This is a genomic window from Pirellulaceae bacterium, from assembly GCA_019636385.1.
Lineage (GTDB): Bacteria > Planctomycetota > Planctomycetia > Pirellulales > Pirellulaceae > Aureliella.
The window spans coordinates 66,595-87,171 of the sequence record JAHBXT010000007.1; the positions used below are offsets into that span (position 1 = coordinate 66,595).

General features: G+C 52.7%; 17 protein-coding genes. All 17 read left to right on the forward strand.

Annotated elements, in window-relative coordinates:
• The first annotated feature begins 1 nt into the window (after position 1).
• The 17 genes from KF752_20185 (at position 2) to KF752_20265 (ending at position 20,507) form a co-directional block, all read left to right on the forward strand.
• The gene (locus KF752_20185; GenBank protein ID MBX3423883.1) at positions 2-271 is read left to right on the forward strand and encodes a hypothetical protein; all 270 of its coding nucleotides are present in this window, start codon (positions 2-4) and stop codon (positions 269-271) included.
• The gene (locus tag KF752_20190) at positions 271-1,659 is read left to right on the forward strand and encodes a polysaccharide deacetylase family protein (GenBank protein ID MBX3423884.1); all 1,389 of its coding nucleotides are present in this window, start codon (positions 271-273) and stop codon (positions 1,657-1,659) included. The genes KF752_20185 and KF752_20190 overlap by 1 nt, the downstream gene beginning before the upstream one ends.
• A 13-nt stretch (positions 1,660-1,672) precedes the next feature.
• Positions 1,673-2,779 carry a UDP-N-acetylglucosamine 2-epimerase (non-hydrolyzing) gene (wecB, locus tag KF752_20195; GenBank protein ID MBX3423885.1) on the forward strand — a complete coding sequence of 369 codons (1,107 nt, stop codon included), beginning with the start codon at positions 1,673-1,675 and terminating at the stop codon, positions 2,777-2,779.
• Positions 2,779-4,083, forward strand: coding sequence for a glycosyltransferase (locus KF752_20200; protein ID MBX3423886.1), 1,305 nt, complete (start codon positions 2,779-2,781; stop codon positions 4,081-4,083). Before wecB ends, KF752_20200 begins: the two co-directional genes overlap by 1 nt.
• 14 nt (positions 4,084-4,097) lie before the next feature.
• Positions 4,098-5,399: an O-antigen ligase family protein gene (locus KF752_20205; GenBank protein MBX3423887.1), complete on the forward strand. Its 1,302-nt coding sequence runs from the start codon at positions 4,098-4,100 to the stop codon at positions 5,397-5,399.
• Positions 5,400-5,422: 23 nt separating this feature from the next.
• Positions 5,423-7,465 (forward strand): acetylxylan esterase, encoded by a 2,043-nt coding sequence (locus KF752_20210; protein MBX3423888.1) that lies wholly within the window; start codon positions 5,423-5,425, stop codon positions 7,463-7,465.
• The gene (locus KF752_20215) at positions 7,458-8,342 is read left to right on the forward strand and encodes a hypothetical protein (protein MBX3423889.1); all 885 of its coding nucleotides are present in this window, start codon (positions 7,458-7,460) and stop codon (positions 8,340-8,342) included. Before KF752_20210 ends, KF752_20215 begins: the two co-directional genes overlap by 8 nt.
• 208 nt (positions 8,343-8,550) lie before the next feature.
• Positions 8,551-9,168 (forward strand): hypothetical protein, encoded by a 618-nt coding sequence (locus tag KF752_20220; GenBank protein MBX3423890.1) that lies wholly within the window; start codon positions 8,551-8,553, stop codon positions 9,166-9,168.
• Entirely contained in the window at positions 9,158-9,967 is an 810-nt protein-coding gene (locus KF752_20225) for a hypothetical protein (protein ID MBX3423891.1), read from the forward strand. The genes KF752_20220 and KF752_20225 overlap by 11 nt, the downstream gene beginning before the upstream one ends.
• Positions 9,968-10,048: 81 nt before the next feature.
• On the forward strand, positions 10,049-11,824 hold the full coding sequence (locus KF752_20230) for a hypothetical protein (protein ID MBX3423892.1): 1,776 nt from the start codon (positions 10,049-10,051) through the stop codon (positions 11,822-11,824).
• 4 nt (positions 11,825-11,828) lie between these two features.
• On the forward strand, positions 11,829-13,028 hold the full coding sequence (locus KF752_20235) for a glycosyltransferase (protein MBX3423893.1): 1,200 nt from the start codon (positions 11,829-11,831) through the stop codon (positions 13,026-13,028).
• Entirely contained in the window at positions 12,998-13,909 is a 912-nt protein-coding gene (locus KF752_20240) for a hypothetical protein (protein MBX3423894.1), read from the forward strand. Before KF752_20235 ends, KF752_20240 begins: the two co-directional genes overlap by 31 nt.
• Positions 13,910-13,911: 2 nt before the next feature.
• The gene (gene asnB / locus KF752_20245) at positions 13,912-15,819 is read left to right on the forward strand and encodes an asparagine synthase (glutamine-hydrolyzing) (GenBank protein ID MBX3423895.1); all 1,908 of its coding nucleotides are present in this window, start codon (positions 13,912-13,914) and stop codon (positions 15,817-15,819) included.
• Between the two features lie 635 nt (positions 15,820-16,454).
• Positions 16,455-16,847: a GxxExxY protein gene (locus KF752_20250; protein MBX3423896.1), complete on the forward strand. Its 393-nt coding sequence runs from the start codon at positions 16,455-16,457 to the stop codon at positions 16,845-16,847.
• A gap of 126 nt (positions 16,848-16,973) precedes the next feature.
• Entirely contained in the window at positions 16,974-18,134 is a 1,161-nt protein-coding gene (locus tag KF752_20255) for a glycosyltransferase family 4 protein (protein MBX3423897.1), read from the forward strand.
• 226 nt (positions 18,135-18,360) lie between these two features.
• Positions 18,361-19,326, forward strand: a complete 966-nt coding sequence (locus tag KF752_20260) for a GNAT family N-acetyltransferase (GenBank protein MBX3423898.1) — start codon at positions 18,361-18,363, stop codon at positions 19,324-19,326.
• A 2-nt stretch (positions 19,327-19,328) separates the two neighbouring features.
• A complete protein-coding gene (locus KF752_20265) occupies positions 19,329-20,507 on the forward strand; it encodes a glycosyltransferase (GenBank protein ID MBX3423899.1) in 1,179 nt (392 codons plus the stop codon).
• Positions 20,508-20,577 lie beyond the last annotated feature (70 nt).

Here is a 20,577-nt window from a genome sequence, read left to right on the forward strand (position 1 = left end):
AGTGAGGAATGCCACCACTTTTCTTGTCATGGATGTTACCTGCTGTCGCAACGATATGCTTGAGACTAACGTTGATACTAAGTTTGACCGAAGCGACGCGTTCGGCAGCAATGCGCTACTTCAATCTTCCACGTTTCGCCTGCAAGTTATTGAAGACAACGCCGAAGTTCATAGAAATATGCACATGTTCATGAAGTGGTGCATTGCGGAGGCGGAGGCGGGCAAGAAGTTAGTTGACGACGCAAGCCACAATCTGGGGAGCGTTCGTTAGTGCTCGTAATCGCGTCATCAAACGCTGGGTCGCCCAATGTTTTGTACGCTGCCAGCCGAGTTTTCGACGAGGCTTTAGGTCTACCGTGGAGAGCGGAAGCAGCAGAGATACCAGACTTTCGAATCAGGCTTGAGGGTGCAACTGGTGAAGTCCGTCTACCGGATGTTTTCTTTCGACGAGCCGAAGCCGATTGGCTGAGCCCTGATAGTCTTCCCGTGGAGCCGCTTCAGAAGTGGGACAGTCGTGAAATCACGTCCGAGATTTCGCTAGTGCACCCCGTCGTTCCGGTGATATTCGGTGCACCACATCCTCAGACGCAGGTAAATTCAGAATGCATCACGCTGCCAATTGATATCCTTGGCTCAACTTTCTTCATGTTATCCCGTTACGAGGAGGCGGTCCTCGCGGATCGTGATGAACACGATCGGTTTCCGGCAACGGCATCGTTGGCCTACCAGGCTGGTTTTTTAGATCGCCCAATCATCGACGAATACATCGAAATCCTCTGGGAGGCAATGAAGCGGCTGTGGCCGGGGCTTAAGCGGAAGCCCAGAAGTCGCACAATCCGGGTAACTTGTGATGTTGATAGTCCATACGCTGTGGATTATTCCGGACGCTCCATGGTGCGTGGGCTGGTCAATGATTTGGTTAAGCAAAAAACTCCTGGCCTGGCACTTCAAAACCTATACACACGCTTAAGAGCGCTGTGCGGCAATTTTTCGGGCGATCCCCATTTGGAGAAGATCCAGTGGATGATGGATGAAAACGAGCGGGCGGGCAACCGTGTAGCATTCTACTTTCTGACCGACTGCAAGTATCCGGGACTGGACGGACGATATCGCATCGGCCAGCCAGTGATCCGCAAGCTCTTACGGCAGATATATGATCGAGGTCATGAAATCGGTCTGCATCCCAGTTACGCCACCTATCTGAATTCCCAACAGACCACACACGAAGCAGAATTATTGCGCCGTACACTTGAGGAGGAGGGAATTCCATCAGCAGGACTTGGAGGACGCCAACATTACCTGCGTTGGCGCACTCCGACCACCGCCCGCAACTGGGAAATGGCTGACATGGCCTATGATTCGACGTTATCGTATGCCGACCGAGCCGGGTTCCGCTGTGGCACCAGTCGCGAGTTTACAATGTACGATGTCGAGCAACGTCGGCCAATGAAGCTCAAGCAGCGCCCGCTGATACTTATGGAATGCTCGGTGATCGCGGAGCGGTACATGGCGCTGGGCTATACCGATGAAGCCTTAGCATACATGCGGTCATTGAAGGAGCGAGCCCTGTCGATCGGTGGCGAATTCACTTTGCTGTGGCACAATTCGTTTTTCTTGAATCCGGCAGCAGATTGCTTTTACCAGGATATGATTCAGTGATTACCGGAATGACATGTTAGTTGCCACGATCATCGGCGCGCGCCCTCAGTTCATTAAAGCGGCTGTAGTGTCGCGCGCCATTGCTGTGTACTCAGGCCAACATCCAAGTGCCTTGCGTGAGGTTATCATCCACACTGGGCAGCACTTTGACGCCAATATGTCGGATGTGTTTTTCGACGAACTGGATATTCCTCGCCCAGACCATCACTTGGGTATCGGTGGTGGAAGTCACGGTCAAAATACCGGTCGTATGATCGAAGCCCTCGAGGCGATTCTAATCCAGCAGCGCCCCAACTGGGTATTGATCTACGGCGATACCGACTCGACGTTGGCTGGGGCCTTGGCTGCGGTCAAGTTACACATACCGGTGGCGCATGTGGAAGCCGGCCTACGCAGCTTCAATCGACGTATGCCGGAAGAGATCAATCGCGTCCTGGCAGACCATGCCTCCGACTTGCTGCTCACTCCCACAGACACCGCTACACGGAATTTGGTTGGTGAAGGTCTCAGCGGAGACAAGGTGCTGCAAGTTGGCGATGTGATGTATGACGCGGCACTCTACTATGGTCAAAGGGCACAGAAGACGAGCCGCATCATAGGACAACTTGAACTACAAGAACACCGATTCATCCTGGCCACAATCCATCGCGCTGAAAATACGGACGACCGCAATCATCTAGGCGAGATTTTATCCGGGCTGAGTACGAGTACGCTGCCTGTTGTACTACCCATTCATCCGCGCACTCGCAAGCGGCTGACCGATTTTGGAATAGCCCTGCCAGAAAACATTAAATTGATCGATCCTGTCGGCTACCTAGACATGGTGCGACTGGAGTGCTCGGCTGCACTGATCGTTACCGACAGCGGCGGAGTCCAAAAAGAGGCCTTCTTCCATCGCGTGCCCTGCGTGACGGTCCGCAATGAAACCGAGTGGGTGGAGACTGTCGCGTCAGGCTGGAATCGACTGACCGGTGCTAACGGCCAGAGAATTGCCAAGGCACTAGTAGATTTTGCGGCACCGACGGAAGTGTCTCACAACTTTTATGGCCATGGGGATGCAGGCGGTAGTATTGTTCGCTGCTTGATTGAACGTAACCGTGCGGGCCAGTCAGCGTCCTAATGCAAACCAGCCCTGCAGAACAGCCCCAGACACTGCGTCTGCTGCTGGTGGCCTATCCGTTTCCGCCTTCACCGGCTATCGGGGCGGTGCGTGCCTGGGCAATGGCTAAGTACTTGTCGCGACTTGGTTGGCAAGTCACCGTACTGACACCGCGTCCAGCAGACTCCATGGGAGCAGACGCCATACAGGCGGCAGACGAGCAATGTCAGCGCGAGAATATTCATCGACTATTTGCCGGTCACCAGTTTTGGCCACCCACTCAGTCGTGGACTAAACAGCCTGGGCGATGGGGAAGCTATTTACTCCAAAGACTCTTGTCGAAACTCCTTGGACCATTCGGACTTAATCCAACGGAAATGTGGTGGCTGGCCTGCCGTCGGTCGCTCGGTCGAATTTGCCAAGGCAGCTTTGACGTGGTGCTGACTACCGGATCGCCCTTCTACCCGTTTCAAGCTGTGCAGCATTTTGCAGCCAAGCACAAGATTCCGTTCGTCTTGGACTACCGAGACCCCTGGACGGCCAACAATTTGACCCCCACGAAAATTCAGCGATCCTTGCGGCGACTTGAGAATCGAGTTGTTGCCGACGCTGCAGAAGTTGTGATGATTTCGCCGTCTCAGGCGCTGTGGCAGGCGCAGCATGTGCGTCTGAACCGCTCGGCTGCTGTCATCCATAACGGCTACGATCCAGAGCAGTTACACAACGTCCAGGCAACTCAGTTCTCGGACTTGGCCATTGTATACACCGGTGAGTTTTACCCTGGGCAACGCGAAATCGATCCTATAATTAAGGTGATTGTTCGAGCTAATGAATTTCTGGGCTCTTCAAGTCGACCAATCCGCCTACACTATTATGGCCGAGCAGGGGATTACGTGAACGACAAGGCGACTCAGTACGGAGCTCAGGCGTTGGTCGAGTGCCATGGTCGCGTTCCCCGCAGCCAAGCGTTGGCCGCTGTCAAGGGTTCGCACCTAACAGCCGTGATCGCTGGCATCGCCGATCAAGCTGACCTGGACGAGCGTGGAATCGTTACCGGCAAGATTTTTGAACCCTTGGGTTTGGGCGTTCCCATCCTGCTGATTGCACCAGAAGGCAACGATGCGGCCGCCATTTTGGAGGAGACTGGTGCGGGTCGCAGCTTTCGGGCTTCGCAGATTGAAGAAATGGCAGGCTGGCTGGTCGAGCAAGCTAGCATCTCCAAACCTCGACAACTCACTCCACCAGCCAATTACGCTTGGCCGCATTTGGCGTCTAAATTGGACGTAATCCTGCGACAAGTCATTGATCGGCAGTTTAATCTCTAGGAGCAAGTAGAGCCATGCAAGACAGACTTTCACCCAAGTATTGGCTGACCGTGTCAACGGTATGGGCGGTTTGGTACACGGTTATTTTCAGTTTTACCAATAACGACAACATTCGCATCTTCATCTGGGGTGGGGCCGCCATAGCTCTGGTTGGATTGCTACCCGCACTTTCACTGAAATTCACGTGGGACGCTGTCCCCGCAGAAGCCTTATTTTTGGGATTTCTATCCGCTTGGGGACTGGCTGGTGTTTTGGTGGCGATCGAATCTGCCCTGGTGATTCCTTACGTTCAGAAGTTGATTCAATTCGTTCTACTGGTTAGTGCCATTTCGTTTTTGATCGGTAGTTCGGGCTTCGTTCAGCCGCTGTTGTATGGCTTTATTGCAGCAGCGGTTCTAAACGTATTCTTGCGAGTGACCAGTCTAGACGTTGGTTTCGCCGAGGCTACACAGGTTTTAGAGCGCGAGGCGGGTGCCAATGCGGCTGGATTCCGGACCGTAGTAGCCATGTTTGCAATATTATCATTGTACCCTGAAACCAGAAGTCGATTCGTGCGCGCCGGACTACTGGGTGCGGCGGCCATTGTGCTCTATGGGATGGTGTTATCGGGCTCACGCGGAGCGATGGTGGGAATGATGATGCTGTTCTTCTTTTGGTTTGTGTTCTGCTCCGCAACTTTATTCAAGGGACGACAGATTACAGCTCTGCTCATTCTGCTTGGCATCGGTATCGTCGGCGTGCTACTCTACGACGTGATTTTGGAGAACACCAACCTCGGGAGACGCTTTCAAGACCTTCAAAGATTCGAAGATGGCAGTACACAATTGCGCTGGCTACTGATCGTCCGAGGATTCGAGATATTCTTGGAGAATCCAATCTTCGGAGTTGGTTTGGGACAGTTTGGCATCGCCTCCGGATTGGATATGTATGCCCACAACGAACTAGCGGAACTCATTGCCACGACAGGACTGGTCGGCACGCTGATCTACTATGGTGCATATTTTACAACTTGGCGGCGGTTACGATTTGGTGTCCGAGATACCTGTAATCCGACTTTTCACTATCGAGCCAACATGGCCACCGCTGGTCTATTGCTGTTGATCGCCTGTGGTTCTCTGTTCCGGCCTAACTTTCTCGCGCAAGATACAATGTTTTTCTATGCTTATCTGATTGGGTTAAGTATTTGGTTGCAGAGTGCCGTAGCCTCAGAGCGTAGAGTTCACACTGCGCTTGCCCGCGCACGACAAAACTTGGCTCGTCCCAAACGCAGACAAGTCACCCCACGTGGCGGCGTCTCAGGTCGATTTTCGTCATAACGCCCATGCTACTTGGAAGACTAATGCGATTAGCTGTCAGGTTCATGCCTGCTGAGCTTAAAGTCCGCGCAAAACGTACAGCTGATCACTATAGCGTGCGTCGGCGTCACTACTTAGCTTGGCAGGTGCTTCACGAACAGGCCAAGCAAATCTCCGAGAGCTGCCTGTGTGAAATCGAGTGTCTGCCGGATTGGCAACGGCTTCGGCAACAGCGGCACACTCAACTGGTCGAAATGCTGGGAATGGATCGGCAGCCAGAGCGAGGTGAAGTTCCGTACCACTGCACTGGAATCGTCGAGCGTTCCCAATATCGAATTGAAAAAATAGTCTTTGAGAGCCAGCCTGGGCTGTTTGTCACAGCGAATCTATACCTACCCAGCGCCCCTGCCGGCCCACTACCGTGCGTCGTCTACCTGAATGGACATTGGCCATCGTTGGACGGTGCCAAGACCGGATATCAGAATTGCTACCAGTGGTATCCTCGCAACGGGTTTGCACTGTTGGTCATAGACCCCATGGGCTACGGCGAGATTCCCGGAATTCATCACGGAACTCAACGCCTGGGGCGTTGGCATTGGACCTCGTTGGGCTACACACCAGCCGCCGTCGAACTTTGGAATGCCATGCGTGCAGTCGATTGGTTGGAACAAAGACCAGAGGTTGACTCCAACCGCATTGGAGTGACTGGCATTTCGGGCGGAGGGGTGATGACCCAGTATTTGACGGCACTGGACCAGAGAATCAAAGTCGCTGCGGCGTCCTGTTCCACGTTTACTGTTGGTCATCAAGTTACGCATGACCTCGTGCGGCAACAATGTGATTGTAGTTTTTTTCCTAACATTTACGGCTGGGATTTTCCAGATGTGCTGGCGCTGATAGCTCCTCGTCCGCTACTACTGTTAGGTGGTAGAAAAGACCCGATCTTTCCGCCCGCTGGATTTCGGGCTGCATTTCATCGAGTTCAATCGGTTTACAAATTGTATCCAGAAGCTCAAGCCACCGATCGAATCCGGCTCGTCGAATCAAATGCTGGACATACCGACCCGCCTGCGTTTTTGCAGGAGACCTGGCAATGGTTTAGCAAATGGCTGGAGGTCCCAGCTACTGCAACTGGTGCGACCAATGCAGTTGAATTCACTCCGGAGACGCCGCAGACGCTACGAGTCTGCGCACAATCACCGGTTTATCGAATTAATGAACATATCGATGACTTATGGTATGGTACCAGGCATGACGACTCAGACTCATCTGGACCGTTGAGCGACCAGCGCGTGGCTGAACTGGAAAATGTGCTAAAGCGAAGGGTATTTCGCTGGCTTCCGAAATCGACAGCCCCATTCAATACCAAACGGTGCCATACTTCCGGTGGCATGCTGCAGGAGTTTGTTGAATTCGGTGAGTTTACTTTCGACAGTGAACCAGGGGCTCAAGTTCTGGTACGCCTTCTGAAGCCTCGCGACACAACGGCACACCTTCCGGTTATTGTGTACGTGCGCGGAATTCAAACGGAATCGAGCTTTCCAGATCTGGACGAGTTTTATCCGTTGTTGCAAAGTCATGCCGTAGCTGTGCTCACGCCCCGATTTGCCGAACGATCTAATACGGCGGCAGAGTACACTCGAATTCAGCGTTCCGCCATGCTGTGCGGTAGAACGATCGTCTCCCAATGGGTGTGGGATGTGCTACGCACACTGGATTGGTTGACCGATGATCGACAATTACCTCTCAGGGAGTTCTCCGTGTATGGATCAGGCGAAGCGGGCGTAGCCGGATTGTATGCTGGATTGCTGAACCGCCAAGTCGATCATGTGATTTTGCGTGATCCCCCAGCATCGCACAGGCACGGAGCACACTTGCCGACCATTCTCCGGGATACCGACTTAGGGGAAATTGCCGGTCTACTTGCCCCGCGGCGACTGACATTCTTAGGACCATCGAACGAATTGTACGTGCGCGCCGCGCAACATTACTCCCAGCGCTGTGTGACAGATCAATGCACCTGTCAGCCAAGCTTAATTGCCGCCATACAACATTGGCCTGCGCCAAGCGCTTGCAGCAATGCTTAGCACCGTATTAACCGAGGCTCAATTCGCAGCTCAACAGCAATCTCTGGGACGGGCTATTCATTTTCATGATGGAGTGTGGTGGGAGAGACTGTTCGGGTGTTACTGTCAGCCGGCATTCTTCTTTCGCGCGGTCACGCCAAAGTTGGCCCGTCCGGCGTTTCGACATAGTCTTCTGGGTTATAGTCATCTGACACCAGCGGCTCATCAAGCGAATCGCTCCTTGACTTTTATGACCATTCAGCGAAAGGCTCTGGAGTCGTTTTCGCTTAGCAGTCTGCCATCCAAAAAGCGAAACCAGGTTCGCAAAGCGCAAGAACACTGCCAAGTCGCCAAGATCCTTGATTTGGAACCCTGGCTCGAGCAAATGCGCTGCATCAACATTGCTCAATCATTACGACAGCAGCGAGCGTATGGTGCTGAGACCCCCTTGCACAGGTTTACGAAGCAGGCACAGGAGTGGAGGCAAGACACTCGTCGACAGTTTATGTTGGAAGGACGAGCATGGTGGGGAGCGTTTAGGACGAACCGACTAATTGCTTATCTGCGCTGTCATCAAGTAGAAGATGTGTGTGTTATTGAGCAGGTACGCTCTGACACGGATTACCATAAGTTGAATCCAGTTGACGCGCTGTACTTTCATCTACTGCAGCTTGTATCCGCGACCGAATCCTGCAATCTGATCATCAACGGCAGACCGCATCATCCGTCGCTGAATCACTTCAAGCAACAGTTTCTATTTCGACCGGTCGAGTTTCCATATTACTCCAGTAATTTGCTGTTGTTTCGGCTTGGGAAGTTTGTTCGACAGCAAATGCGGAGTATATCAAGCTTTAAGATTACGCGTGATGTGAGGCAAGTAAATGTTGTCGGAGGCTGAATTTGCGGAACAACAGAGGCTGCTAGGCAGACGTATACACTTCCATGACGGCGTATACTGGGAGCAAGTGAATTCATGGTATTGTAAGCCGGCCTTTCAGTACCAAGCTTTTGAGCCAGGTAGCGCGCGACCCAGCCGAATTCGGAGTCTGTTGGGGTACAGCCATTTAACTTTAGACCCAGGTCAGGCAAACCGCACCAGCCCTGCCATGCTCCTCGACCGCTCGACGCTTGATCGTTTTGAACTTAAGAATCTGCAACCTCGCAAGAGAACTACCATCCGTCGTGCATTGGAAGCCTGCCAGATTCAATTAATTCCAGATGTAGAGGCGGACTTGGAGCGAATTCGCTTGATCAACGTCTCTCAGGCTCAGCGACAAGCAAACATTAGCCACACTGCCGAATCAATTGAGCGTTACACTGCCCAGGCGGATGATTGGAGAGCGCAAATTCGCCAAGAGGCTAGATTGCCAGGTCGCCAGTGGTGGGGCGCTTATATCGAGGGAAATCTAGTGGCATACCTTCGCAGTTATCAGGTTGGCAACCGGTTGGTGATTCAGCAGGTCAAGTCCGACACGAACTATCTGAAGTCCTCGCCAGTTGATGCCTTGTACTATTCTGTGTTGTCTCAAGCCGCCAGCGATCCGAGTTGCGATCTGATCTTCAACGGCGAACCGATGCACGCCTCACTCAACCAGTTCAAAGAATTATACCTGTTTCGTGCCGTTGACTTGCCAGTTTATTCTAGCAACGCGATGCTGATCAACTTCTATAAGCAACGATTGCTACGTCATTCACAGGCAGCCAGTACCGTCCATGCCTCCTGAAGAATATATTGCCGCCAAACGCAAGACTGGCTGCCGACTGCATGAGCACGATGGTGTGTGGTGGGAAACCACACGTTGGGGCTACTGCAAACCTGCCTTGCCCTTCCAGGAACTCGTTCCTGGAGTAACCAAGCCGAGATTGAGCGAAGCGTTCATAGGATACACTCATCGCGTGTCCGAAGCGTATCCAGCCTCAGGACATTGGCACGCGCTGTTGATGCAGGCAGAGACCATCGCCAACTGGACAGTAGAACATTCCGTGGATTCCAAACGCCGTAATCTGATTCGTAAAGGACTGAAACTGAACGAAGTAAGAGTCATAGAGGACATCGAGCCCTATCGAGACAGTTTCAGTCAGATTGCGATCTCCACGGCAATTCGCAACCAGCGGGGCTATCCTGCCGAGTACTACCGGGATCAAAACGACGAATGGTGGGAATCCATGCGGGCGGTAGCCAGTTACTCGGAGGTCTGGGGAGCATTTCATCAAGATACCCTTGCTGCCTACTTTAGCATTCAGGTTGCGGGCCAGCGGGCGGTGATTGATGGCGCCAAAAGTGCAACTGAAAGTCTCAATGTCTGCCCCAACGACGCACTGTTGTGTACTTTCTTGCAGTCTTGCCGCCAGCGAAGTATTGAAGAGATTTGGTACGGGCACTGGAGCTTAGACAAACCTTCACTCAACCAGTTTAAGCAGAGCTTTGGTTTCGAGGATGTGCGCGTTCCATATTGTCGCAAGATGCTGGGCGGTCTAACTTCGATGCCTCATTGGCTGGGCGGTTTGCTGCGTGCTTCTTAACGACGCTAGTTCTACGCAACGCAACGTAAACTCCAGTCGCCTGTTTGTTTCAGTGTCATCCTTCGTTCGATAATCAATTGCGTGTCTACCGCTACCGTTCCTGAGACTATACGAAATCTGCTGGTAAGAGTGCGCTGCGGCGAGGCGGTGCAGGTGCGGCTAGGTAGCGGACCTGTTTCGAGCCAACGCCCCAACTCGTCTGAGCCCATAGCGCCTGACGGCAAATGGCTCCCGCTCAGCGAAGTCGGCACCACTACAGATGACTTGGCCTATCTAGCTGTCGGCTGCAATTACAGCTCAAACCGCGATCAAGTGTTGCGCACGCTTAGACAAGCCTTCGACAGCAAATCAGAATCGCAATTAACTGCCAGCATCCACGATTTTGTGGCCAGTGAAGATGGTGAGTTCCTCGTTATAGCTGAACAGCTATCAAGTGGCAGATGTTTAATATTCAATGATTTCTTGGGGCGATTGCCACTTTATCAAGCAGTGAACTCTTCCACAGACGATCTTGTCTTGGGACGCTCCGTTGTTGAACTTGCCAAGGCAATCGGCAATACCTGCCCGGATCGACTAGGCCTAGCTGCACGACTGCTCTTCTGCTATCCGCTGGACGAGCGCACTGAGTTTTCGGCGGTATCCAGCGTCGCTGAATCTAGCATTTTCTTCCGCAACAGTCAGATGGATCGAGTGCGACACTCGCGCCGTGCCGTCGATTATGGAGGAGACGATGGTGTAGAACTGAAGATATCTCGTAAACCCATCACCTCGCAGATCGTATCTGATTTGGGTGAAGCGCTAGTACAAGCGTGCGTTCGGCGCGCAAATGCTCTGCCTGATTTGTTACCCACCGTATCTCTCAGCGGCGGATTAGATTCGCGATTGGTAGCGTGCGGGCTGCGAGCGGCGCTGGTTGAATTTGAAGCCATCACGCGGCAGGATTACTTGGCGGAAGCCCTGGATGCGAACGTTGCCTGCCAAATTGCGCGGCTATTGTCTGCTCGTCATCATAAATTCTCGTGTGGCCAGATCAACTTTCCATTGATATCCAAATTGACTCAAACCGCCGATGGTGTCTTATCCACCGATTCGGCACACATGTTAGGATTCTTGCTGCAAGCTCAAGCCACACTGGGTACTGAGCGTTTCATGTTGACGGGCGACGGTGGTGACAAGACCGTAGCCCCGTTGCTGCCGCTAGGGACTATCAAAAGCCGGCGCGAGGTGGAACGCTTGTTTGCCAATCCGACCGCCGAAGAAAGGCAAGCGGTGCTGTCCTGGTTAGGACTTTCAGACAAGGAGCTACGCGAATACTGCCTGACGAGTTTTGAAGGGCAACCCGGCCTCACAGCGGCCCAGAAAACGCGAGCAATTGCGTTTCGGCAACGGGCAAGGCGCTGGCTGGCAGTGGCCGAGGATAGGAACCGCTCGGTGTATTGGTCGACATCCCCTTTTTACTCACCGACCTTCTTTAAACTGACCAATCAACTGCCGGATCGCTGTAAGCAGCGTGATAGATTGTATTGGAAGCTGTTGGCCTACTTGAATCATCAAGCAGCCAGCATTCCTAGGCCAGGCCAGCGGCGTTTCATTGGGTTACGTCAGTTGCTGCTGGAAATCTACATGCAATTGGACCGCATGCCAAGCTTGACCGCCTTCTACAGGCGACTAAAAGCCCCGAAGCAGTCCAAACAGGCCGATACGGGGTTTCTTGATTGGATAGTTCAGGCAGGAGATCACAGTGGGTTGCTGTCCGAATTCGGTGACCGCAGCGCAAAAGAACTAGTCTGTGCCATGCCTACGGACAGACTACGTAACCGGCTAATACCGCTTCTGCTCCGCGATCTTCAATCCTGACCCGATGTCTATAGATTCCATAAAGCACCTGCTGGTGATCACGACCAACTTCCCATCGCCTGTAACCCCTAGCCATGGGACATTCGTCAAGGAATTTGCACAAGCGGTCATTCGCCTAGGCACTTCTTGCACGGTTGTTGCTCCGATACCGCTGCATAAGGCATTAGGCAGGTCCGACCTTTGTAAAGATGAGTATATCGACTACGCCAATGGCCAATTACGGGTTTTGCGACCAACCTATTTATCGGTCGGTACGCACGGCAGATTTTCTTTCATGGGAAGGTTCAACCCTGGCCGCAGCACATTCCTGCTGTTTGAACATGCTGTTCGCTCCGCAATTAAGAAACACTCAATTCAACCTGATGCGATTTACGGGCACTTTTTGTATTTTGCGGGTGCTGCGGCAGTCAGGGTTGGAAGCAGATTAAACGTACCAGCCTTTCCTTGCGTAGGTGAAGGCGAGCTGTGGAGTATTCGCTGGTATGGCAAGCGAACCGCCCAGCGTGACTTGGCTGGAGCAGCCGGTTTTCTGACGGTCAACTCGGACCTCGCCAAGACTCTGCGTGAAGATTTGCACTTCCGATCGCAGCCCATCGGCATTTTCCCCAACGGTGCGGACCTGAAAAAATTTTTTCCGCGTGATCGCCAGCAGTCGCGCATAGAGTTGGGCTTGCCGCAAGATAAGTTTTTAGTGGCATCCGTGGGAAATTTTTTGGAACAGAAGGGCGTAAACCGAGTGGGCCAAGCCATCGACGGATTGCCCGGGGTGGCCGGAGTGTTTGCAGGTTCGGGACCCGTGCCGCCGGTCTGCCAGAATGTCGCACTGTGTGGTCGAGTATCGCACGAAGATATGCCTAAACTGTTGTCCGCCTGCGATGTATTCGTCCTGCCAACCTTGATCGAAGGTTCATGTAATGCGATCATCGAAGCCATGGCATGCGGTCTGCCGATTATTAGCTCCGACAGCGCATTTAACGATGACTTCTTAGACGATAGCCTGTCGGTTCGTGTCCATCCATTGGACATCGCTGCGATCCGAGAAGCGGTTGTGCGGCTGCGCGACAATTCCCAATGGCGTAAACAACTGGCGGTGAACAGCCTGAAGAAGGCACAACATTTTGACGTGAATCAGCGTGCTAGGAATATGCTGGCCTTCATGTCTAACCCTTCGCAATGGAAGACACCGGCACAAGCATCGTGCTAGAGTTGGCATCAATTACAGAAGCTGAATTTGCGCAAGCTGAATTGCGACTCGGCAGAGAATTGCACGAGCACAATGGAGTGTGGTGGGTCAAGTCTGCCCCGTATTACTGCAAGCCGGTCCATGAATTTCGACCATTCAAGCGTGGTTCTGTACGGCCCGCCTTTCGCCGTTCATGGTTGGGGTATTCGCACCAGCTCGAGAGCGACCACCGCGCCTCGCGGCTACTGACGTGGAATATCTTGCAGGGACAAAACCTGCGACAGTTTTCACTGACACTGATCGGTCAGAAGAAACGAAATCAGGTACGACAGAGCCTAAAGCAGTGTACGGTGCTTCCGATCCCTGATGTCGCTCCCTGGCTGGACGCCATGAGACACATCAACATCGCGCAGGCTCAGCGCTTTGATGCGCTCGGCGACCGTAAGGCCTATTTGCCCGCCGAGTATTATCAAACGCAAGAAGCCCAGTGGCGACAAGACATGCTCAAGATATTCTCACATCCTGGCCATACACTGATCGGTGTGTTCGTCGATCAGGCCTTAGCTGCCTATATGGATTTGGTGCGAATCGAAGACACCTGGATGTTTGGTGCCGTCAAGAGTGCTGACGAATACCTCGCCTTTCGCCCCGTAGATGCGCTGTACTTCAGTGTCTTGAGCTTGGCGGCTCAGTCTGATTGTCAGCGCGTTGTCAACGGCGGCGGCCAAGAGCGCGAGGGATTGGTGCATTTCAAGCGACAGTTTCTGTTTCAGGCTGTTTCGCTACCCTACTTCACTTGGTCGTTACTTCCAATCGAACGACTTAAGCGACTCCGGCAATTCATGCTCCGCAGATCATCCAGTACAGCTCACACATACATTCTTGACTGTCAACTTCCTTAGTTATGTGTGGCATTACCGGCGTAGTCGATTTCCAACAACCATCTTTGGTTGTTCAATACTTACAGCAAATGAACGACGTCGCAGTCCATCGTGGCCCAGACGATTCAGGGTTTATCTATTTTTCAGATGACAATGCGGTAAAGGTGATGACCGACCAGCAGTCGGCCGCACAGCAGGTTTGTCCTATCGGCGTGGCAATGAGGCGGCTGGCTATCGTTGATCTGTCGGAAGCTGGCCACCAACCGATGACGGACGAGAGTGGACGATATTGGATTGTCTACAACGGCGAAGTTTATAACTTCATCGAACTCCGCCAAGAACTGGAACAATTGGGGCGAGCGTTCCGCAGCCGTACCGACACGGAAGTTGTCCTACAAGCCTTTATCGAATGGGGACCTACGTGCCTATTGAAATTTAATGGCATGTGGGCGTTGGTGATCTACGACAGACAGACTCGTCAGATTTTCTGCGCGCGTGACCGATTTGGCGTCAAGCCGTTCCATTTTGCACACCAGCCAGGCCGCTTCGCATTCAGCTCGGAAATCAAACAATTACTGGAGCTGCCGTGGGTCAGCCGACAGGCAAATCGACAACGCTTAGCCGATTTCTTCCTATGGGGTTTCGAGAATCACACCAACGAGACCTGCTTCCAGCATGTCCATTGCCTGCCGGCCTCGCACTATATGGTGCTGACCTACGATGACATTCAACGCGGTAACTACGAACCCAAACGCTACTGGCAACCCAATGCAGTTGAACGACTGCCGGACGCTGATGCAATTGAAAAATTTCGTGATCTGTTAGCTGACGCAGTTCAGTTACGTTTGCGCAGCGACGTGCCAGTCGGTGTAACCCTTTCCGGTGGACTCGATTCGTCTAGTATTGCCTGTCTGGCTGGCGATTCGCGGCAAAAACTGGGGGTGACTTCACCATTGGATGCTTTCAACGTCGACTTCGGGACTGCAGGGTATTCAGAACGGGAATTTGCGGCAGCAGCTGCCAATAGAGCCCATGCCAGACTGGTGACGTTGCGGCCTGATCAAACTGACTTGCTGCGTGACTGGGACAAATTTATCTGGCACATGGAATGCCCGTTTGGGGGCTTATCTTATTTCTCGAACTTTCAAATATATCGATTGATTCGTTCCAGCGGAATCTCGGTAGTACTCAGCGGCCAAGGTGCGGACGAGCTTCTGCTGGGTTACGAACGATATCGTGTCTACGACATGTTATTCAAATTCCGATCAAAGCGTATCGTTGCAGCAGTACAACAAATAATGCAAGCGCGCCGTTCTGCTAACCTGCGACTATCAACCCAAATTGGACACACACTCTACTTTTCGATTCCCAAGTTGCGTAGCTTTAGACGCCAATTGGCGATGCGCAGGTTTATGCAGCCCAAGTTTTATGCAGACTTTAGGAACCAGACGGAGCATGTTCGTGCAGCTACGGTTCATCCAAGCCGTGAATCGCTGCAAATTAGTGAATACTATCACTACAAATTGCCACACTTATTACATCACGAAGATTGCGTGTCGATGGCTCATTCGGTCGAAACGCGATTGCCATTTGTCGATTACCGACTTCTAGAGTTTGTTTTAGGGCACCCGCTTGACCTGTTGTTTCGGGACGGCTGGAGCAAGTATATTCTGCGTCAGGCCATGCGAGGTGTATTACCCGATGTCGTGCGATCTCGCACAGACAAGATGGGTTATGAAACGCCAACTGGCAACTTGATCCGACAGAATAGCGATCTGTTTCGGCCGATGTTAGCTCGACACCGTGACGACCCTATCATCTGCATTCCCGCTATTGAAGCTCGCTTTGCCAAACCTAATTTGGATGAGGGAACTCTATGTCGCACGGTTAGCTATCTCAGTTGGAAAGAAGCATTCGGCGTAGCGATTTAGTCTGTTACAAACCAATTCAATCTCTGATTCCTCAATGCAACTGAAGAAATGAACATCGATAGACAGGATTTACAGGATAACTGACGATCCTCGATCCGATTTAATGTTTGGGAAAGTCACTAAGCAATTTGTCGGCTGCGCGCTGGAAGTTCGCTGGGAGCCGGGCTCCTTGAATCAGTCGATCAGTAAGCCTTGGGCATCCGAAACTCGAATTCATACGATTCAAACGCCACAACTGACTCTATCAGCGACTTAAGCTCATCCTGTCTATCCTGTCCATCCATGCCAATTCGCTCTTTGATACTCTTCCTTCGCGGGCGAGTTCATAACGAACATCGATAGACAGGATTTGCAGGATAACTGACGATCCTCGATCCGATTTAATGTTTGGGAAAGTCACTAAGCAATTTGTCGGCTGCGCGCTGGAAGTTCGCTGAGAGCCGGGCTCCTTGAATCAGTCGATCAGTAAGCCTTGGGCATCCGAAACTCGAATTCATACGATTCATACGCCACAAGTGAATCGATCGCTTGCTTAAGCCAATCCTGTACATCATGTACATCCCTGTTCATTCGCTCTCGGAAGACTTCGTTAACCGGCGCGCTTATTACGAACATCGATAGACAGGATATGCAGGATAACTGACGATCCTCGATCCGATTTACAGTTTGGAGAAATCACTGAGAAAATCATCGGCTGTGCGCTGGAGGTCATCAGTGAACTTGGAGCCGGTTTCCTTGAGTCAGTCTATGAGAAGGCCTTGGCAATCGCTCTCCAGGAAAAGGGGCTCCGCGTACACTGCCAACATCCTATCCATGTTCATTTTCGACAACGCATAATCAGCGAATTCTATGCTGACCTGCTTGTTGAGGGAAAAGTCATCGTCGAGCTCAAGGCTGCAAGGGCGATCGCCCGCGAGCACCAGGCTCGGATCATTAACTACCTCAAGGCAACAGCGATCGAGGTTGGCTTACTGATCAATTTTGGCAATCCAAAACTCGAATACAAACGATTCACGCGCCACAAGTGACTCGACCGGTGACCTAAGCTCATCCTGTCCATCCTGCCCATCCATGTTCATTCGTCTTGTTCACACACTTGTTCATCAGCGACGATCTCCACGTTCTGGCGAACGTAGCGACCAGTTTTTTAATTGATGCATATTGCTTTTTTAACTTTGAACTACCCAACACCAGCGCGGCCGACGGTGGGTACCTTTGTGCAGCAGTTCGTGTGGGCCATGGCTCGCCAGGGCCATCGCTGCAGCGTGATCAATCCGGCCAGCTTGCATCACAAGCGATTCGGAGCATTGCCTCCCGAAGCATCGACTGAGCAAGCGGGGCAGGGCAGTCAAGTGGCAGTGTATCGTCCACGCTTCCTGTCGCTGTCGTCCAGAGATTGTGGAGTCTTCCACACGGGTCGCTGGACGCAGCGAGTGCTGAACAGCGTGTCGATCCGTGCCGTCAGAAAACTGCCTAGCAAACCCGATATCGTCTATGGACATTTTTTGTATCACTGCGGACGCAACGCCACAGTGGTCGGCAATCGTTTGGGCATACCCTCGGTCATCGGTGTCGGAGAAGGCACTTTTTGGACGGTCAAGCCTTTCGGATTCCGACGAGCCCGCAGGGATTTTGCTACCACAACTGGCTTCATCGCCGTAGCCTCACATATCCGCCAAGGACTAGTCGATCAAATTGGCGTCGCCCCCGAGAAGATTCTGCTGGCTCCTAACGGAGTCGACTTGTCGCGCTTTGTGGCCCAGGATCGTCAGGCCATTCGCCGTGAATTGAAGATACCGACGGACCTATTTCTGATCGCCTTCGTGGGTACCTTTGATGACCTGAAAGGTGGTACTGAACTGGTGCAAGCCACCAGCGGACTGGATGGCGTCGGTCTGGCGATGATCGGCCAGGGCGATAAACTGTTTGAAGGCCCGCAGATTATTCATCGCGGTCGCCTCAGGCATGACATGATCCCCAAGTGGCTGAGCGCTGCTGATATTTTCGTGCTGCCAACTCGCGAAGAAGGGTCCTGCAACGCAGTCATCGAAGCACTTGCCTGTGGACTGCCGATCGTTACCAGCAGTGGCGACTACATGAACGACATCGTCGATGATCAGGTCGCCTTGCGTGTCGATCCCACCGATGTCCAGGCCATTCGACAGGCGATTATCACACTCAAGAATGATCCGGAGCGTAGAACCGCAATGGCGCGTGCCTGCCTGGAGAAGGCTGGCACTCTAGACATTAATAAGCGAGCACAGCGCGTTACACAGTGGTTGGAAGCACTGGTTCAACCAGGACGAGTGGAGTAGCGTCTCAGACGAATTACGTTCAAGGCCTGCAAGAGGCTCAATTGAATCCCGCAGTCTCGAACTGCGGAGTATTCGGCTTTATGCTACAGATATGCCTTCGACAAACTCCAACTACTGCCAACATTTGCGACGGATGGTCCTTAGCAAAAAACGGAACAATCCACAGGTTAAACCTGCGGGATTATGGTTTGTGGCGAGAAGTTCCCGAGGAAACAAATAGAACTCAATGAAACTACGCGCCCTGGAGGCTGAAGAATTACCGGCATACGATCAACTGGCCCGAAGCCACGGCACGCTGTTTAATCGCGTGGACTGGTTGAGCATGTTCGGCGATCGCGTGAGACTGCTGGGCTTGTTTGACAAAGGCGATCGAATGGTCGGCGGTGCTGCTGTGTATGCCGAATCGCGATTTGGCCTTACGCTGCTGCGTCGCGCACCGTTCACGCCTGGTTGCGGACCTTTTCTGAAACCAGCCGCTAAGAATCCTGTGGCGCGGTTGGAAGAACATCGTGAGGCGCTGTCGTTGCTGCTGGATTATGTTGAATCACTCAAACCCGCAATCTGCATGTTACCGCTAAATCAACAGGTGCGGGATGTTATGCCCTTGCTGTGGCGCAAGTACAAAGCAGTGCCAGCCTACACTTACCAAATCGACTTGACTCAAGCTTTGGACGAAATCCGTTCGCAAATGTCACCTACGCGCCGCAACGATATCTCCAAAGCAGTCCGCGATGGTGTTGAGGTACGACAGATTTCGGATCCTCATATCGTCTACGAATTGGTGCTCAGCACTTTTCGTCGTCAGAGTAAGGCAGTGGATACACAAACGCTGAATTCGATCTTGCACCACTATCGCAACGAACAAAATAGTTTTGCTTTTTGCGCCTATCGCGATGCCTTACCGGTTGCCGTATCACTGATCGTGCACGACGGTACGATCGGTTATTATCTACTGGGTGGTGCCATCGAATCCAATCGACACCATGGTGCTGGAGCTGTGGCATTATTCGCAGCCATCGAGCACGCTCATCGCATTGGATTAAAAGTTTTCGACTTCGAGGGTTCGGTCATCCCGGCTATTGAACGATTCTTTCGCGGTTTCGGCGGACGGCTGGTGCCCTACTACACCATGAATAAGGCCTGGCTGCCGCTGGAGATGTTGCTGAAATTTAAGAAACGCGAGTGGTTTTAGGGGTGCTTGCTGTAGCTGGAAGCCGAACGATTCGCAGGGCAACTCTACGGGATTCGATTTGCCAACTGACTTCAGCGCACGCGCTGGACGACGAGCGTATTCTACATCGCATGGCGTGGTCGGCCCAACGTTTGGGATACCGCAGTCAGGTTGCTGGCCCAGCAGCAACTGATGGCCACTACGCGGGCATCACGTTGCACTCAGTTTATGACCGCACAGCGCCAGGCTTATGGAACCGAAGATTGCTGGCTTGGCTACGATTGGCTTGGTGGGCACTGCGCAGCAACTTTCGGGTCTTTCACCTTCATGATCCCGATTTGCTGCTGACTGGCATGGTGCTTAGGCTCTGCGGCAGAAAGGTGATCTACGACGTACATGACGACTATCAAGCGGCCTTTCAAACTCGGCTGCGCGGACGTCCCGTGCTACGGGCTCTTGTGCCTCGCACATGGTGGCTCCTGGAACGCAACGCTGCCCGACTATTTCAAGGCGTAATCGTGGCTGATCATCATCTGGCCAGAAAGTTTCGCCACTGCCAGCCAGTAATCTTAGGGAACTATCCACGGCTGGATTTTACAAGAGCTGCCGACACGTCGCGCGAAACAACCTTTAATCTGCTGTATGTTGGGGGAGTATCCAGATATCGTGGGCTGCACATTGTGGCTCAAGCCCTCCAATTGCTGCCTCAGACCGATTTGCGGCTGCATATCGTGGGAACTTGTAGAGAGGCTGGACTGCGAGACGAACTCACAGCGGATGCAAGGGTTGTGCTGCATGGGCAGGTCGAGTGGACTCGGCTACACACCATTTACGAGCGCGCGCATGTGGGATTAGCGATCTATCAGCCGATACCAGAGTTCGTGACAGTGGACCACTCCGCTAAAATCATCGAATACATGGCCGCCGGGCTGCCGATTATCACCGCCGACTTTCCAGGCCTTCGCCGTTTCGTGCAAGAACCTGGCTGCGGAGTGGTAGTGGATCCGACCAGTCCCACAGCGCTGGCTGCCGAGATCGACAGTCTGTACAAGGATCCCCAGAGACGTCTGGAGCTTGGACGGCGTGGGCGCAAGCTGTTTGAAGCCGAGTATCATTGGGAACAGCATGAGCCCAAGCTGGCGGCACTTTACGGACAGCTTCGACATCATGCGCCCGTCATAGAACGATCAGCATATTATTGATGGTGTCGCTTAGCCACCACCTAGCATCCCCTCAATGCAACGCATACTTCGCAATGGCTGAATGCATCGA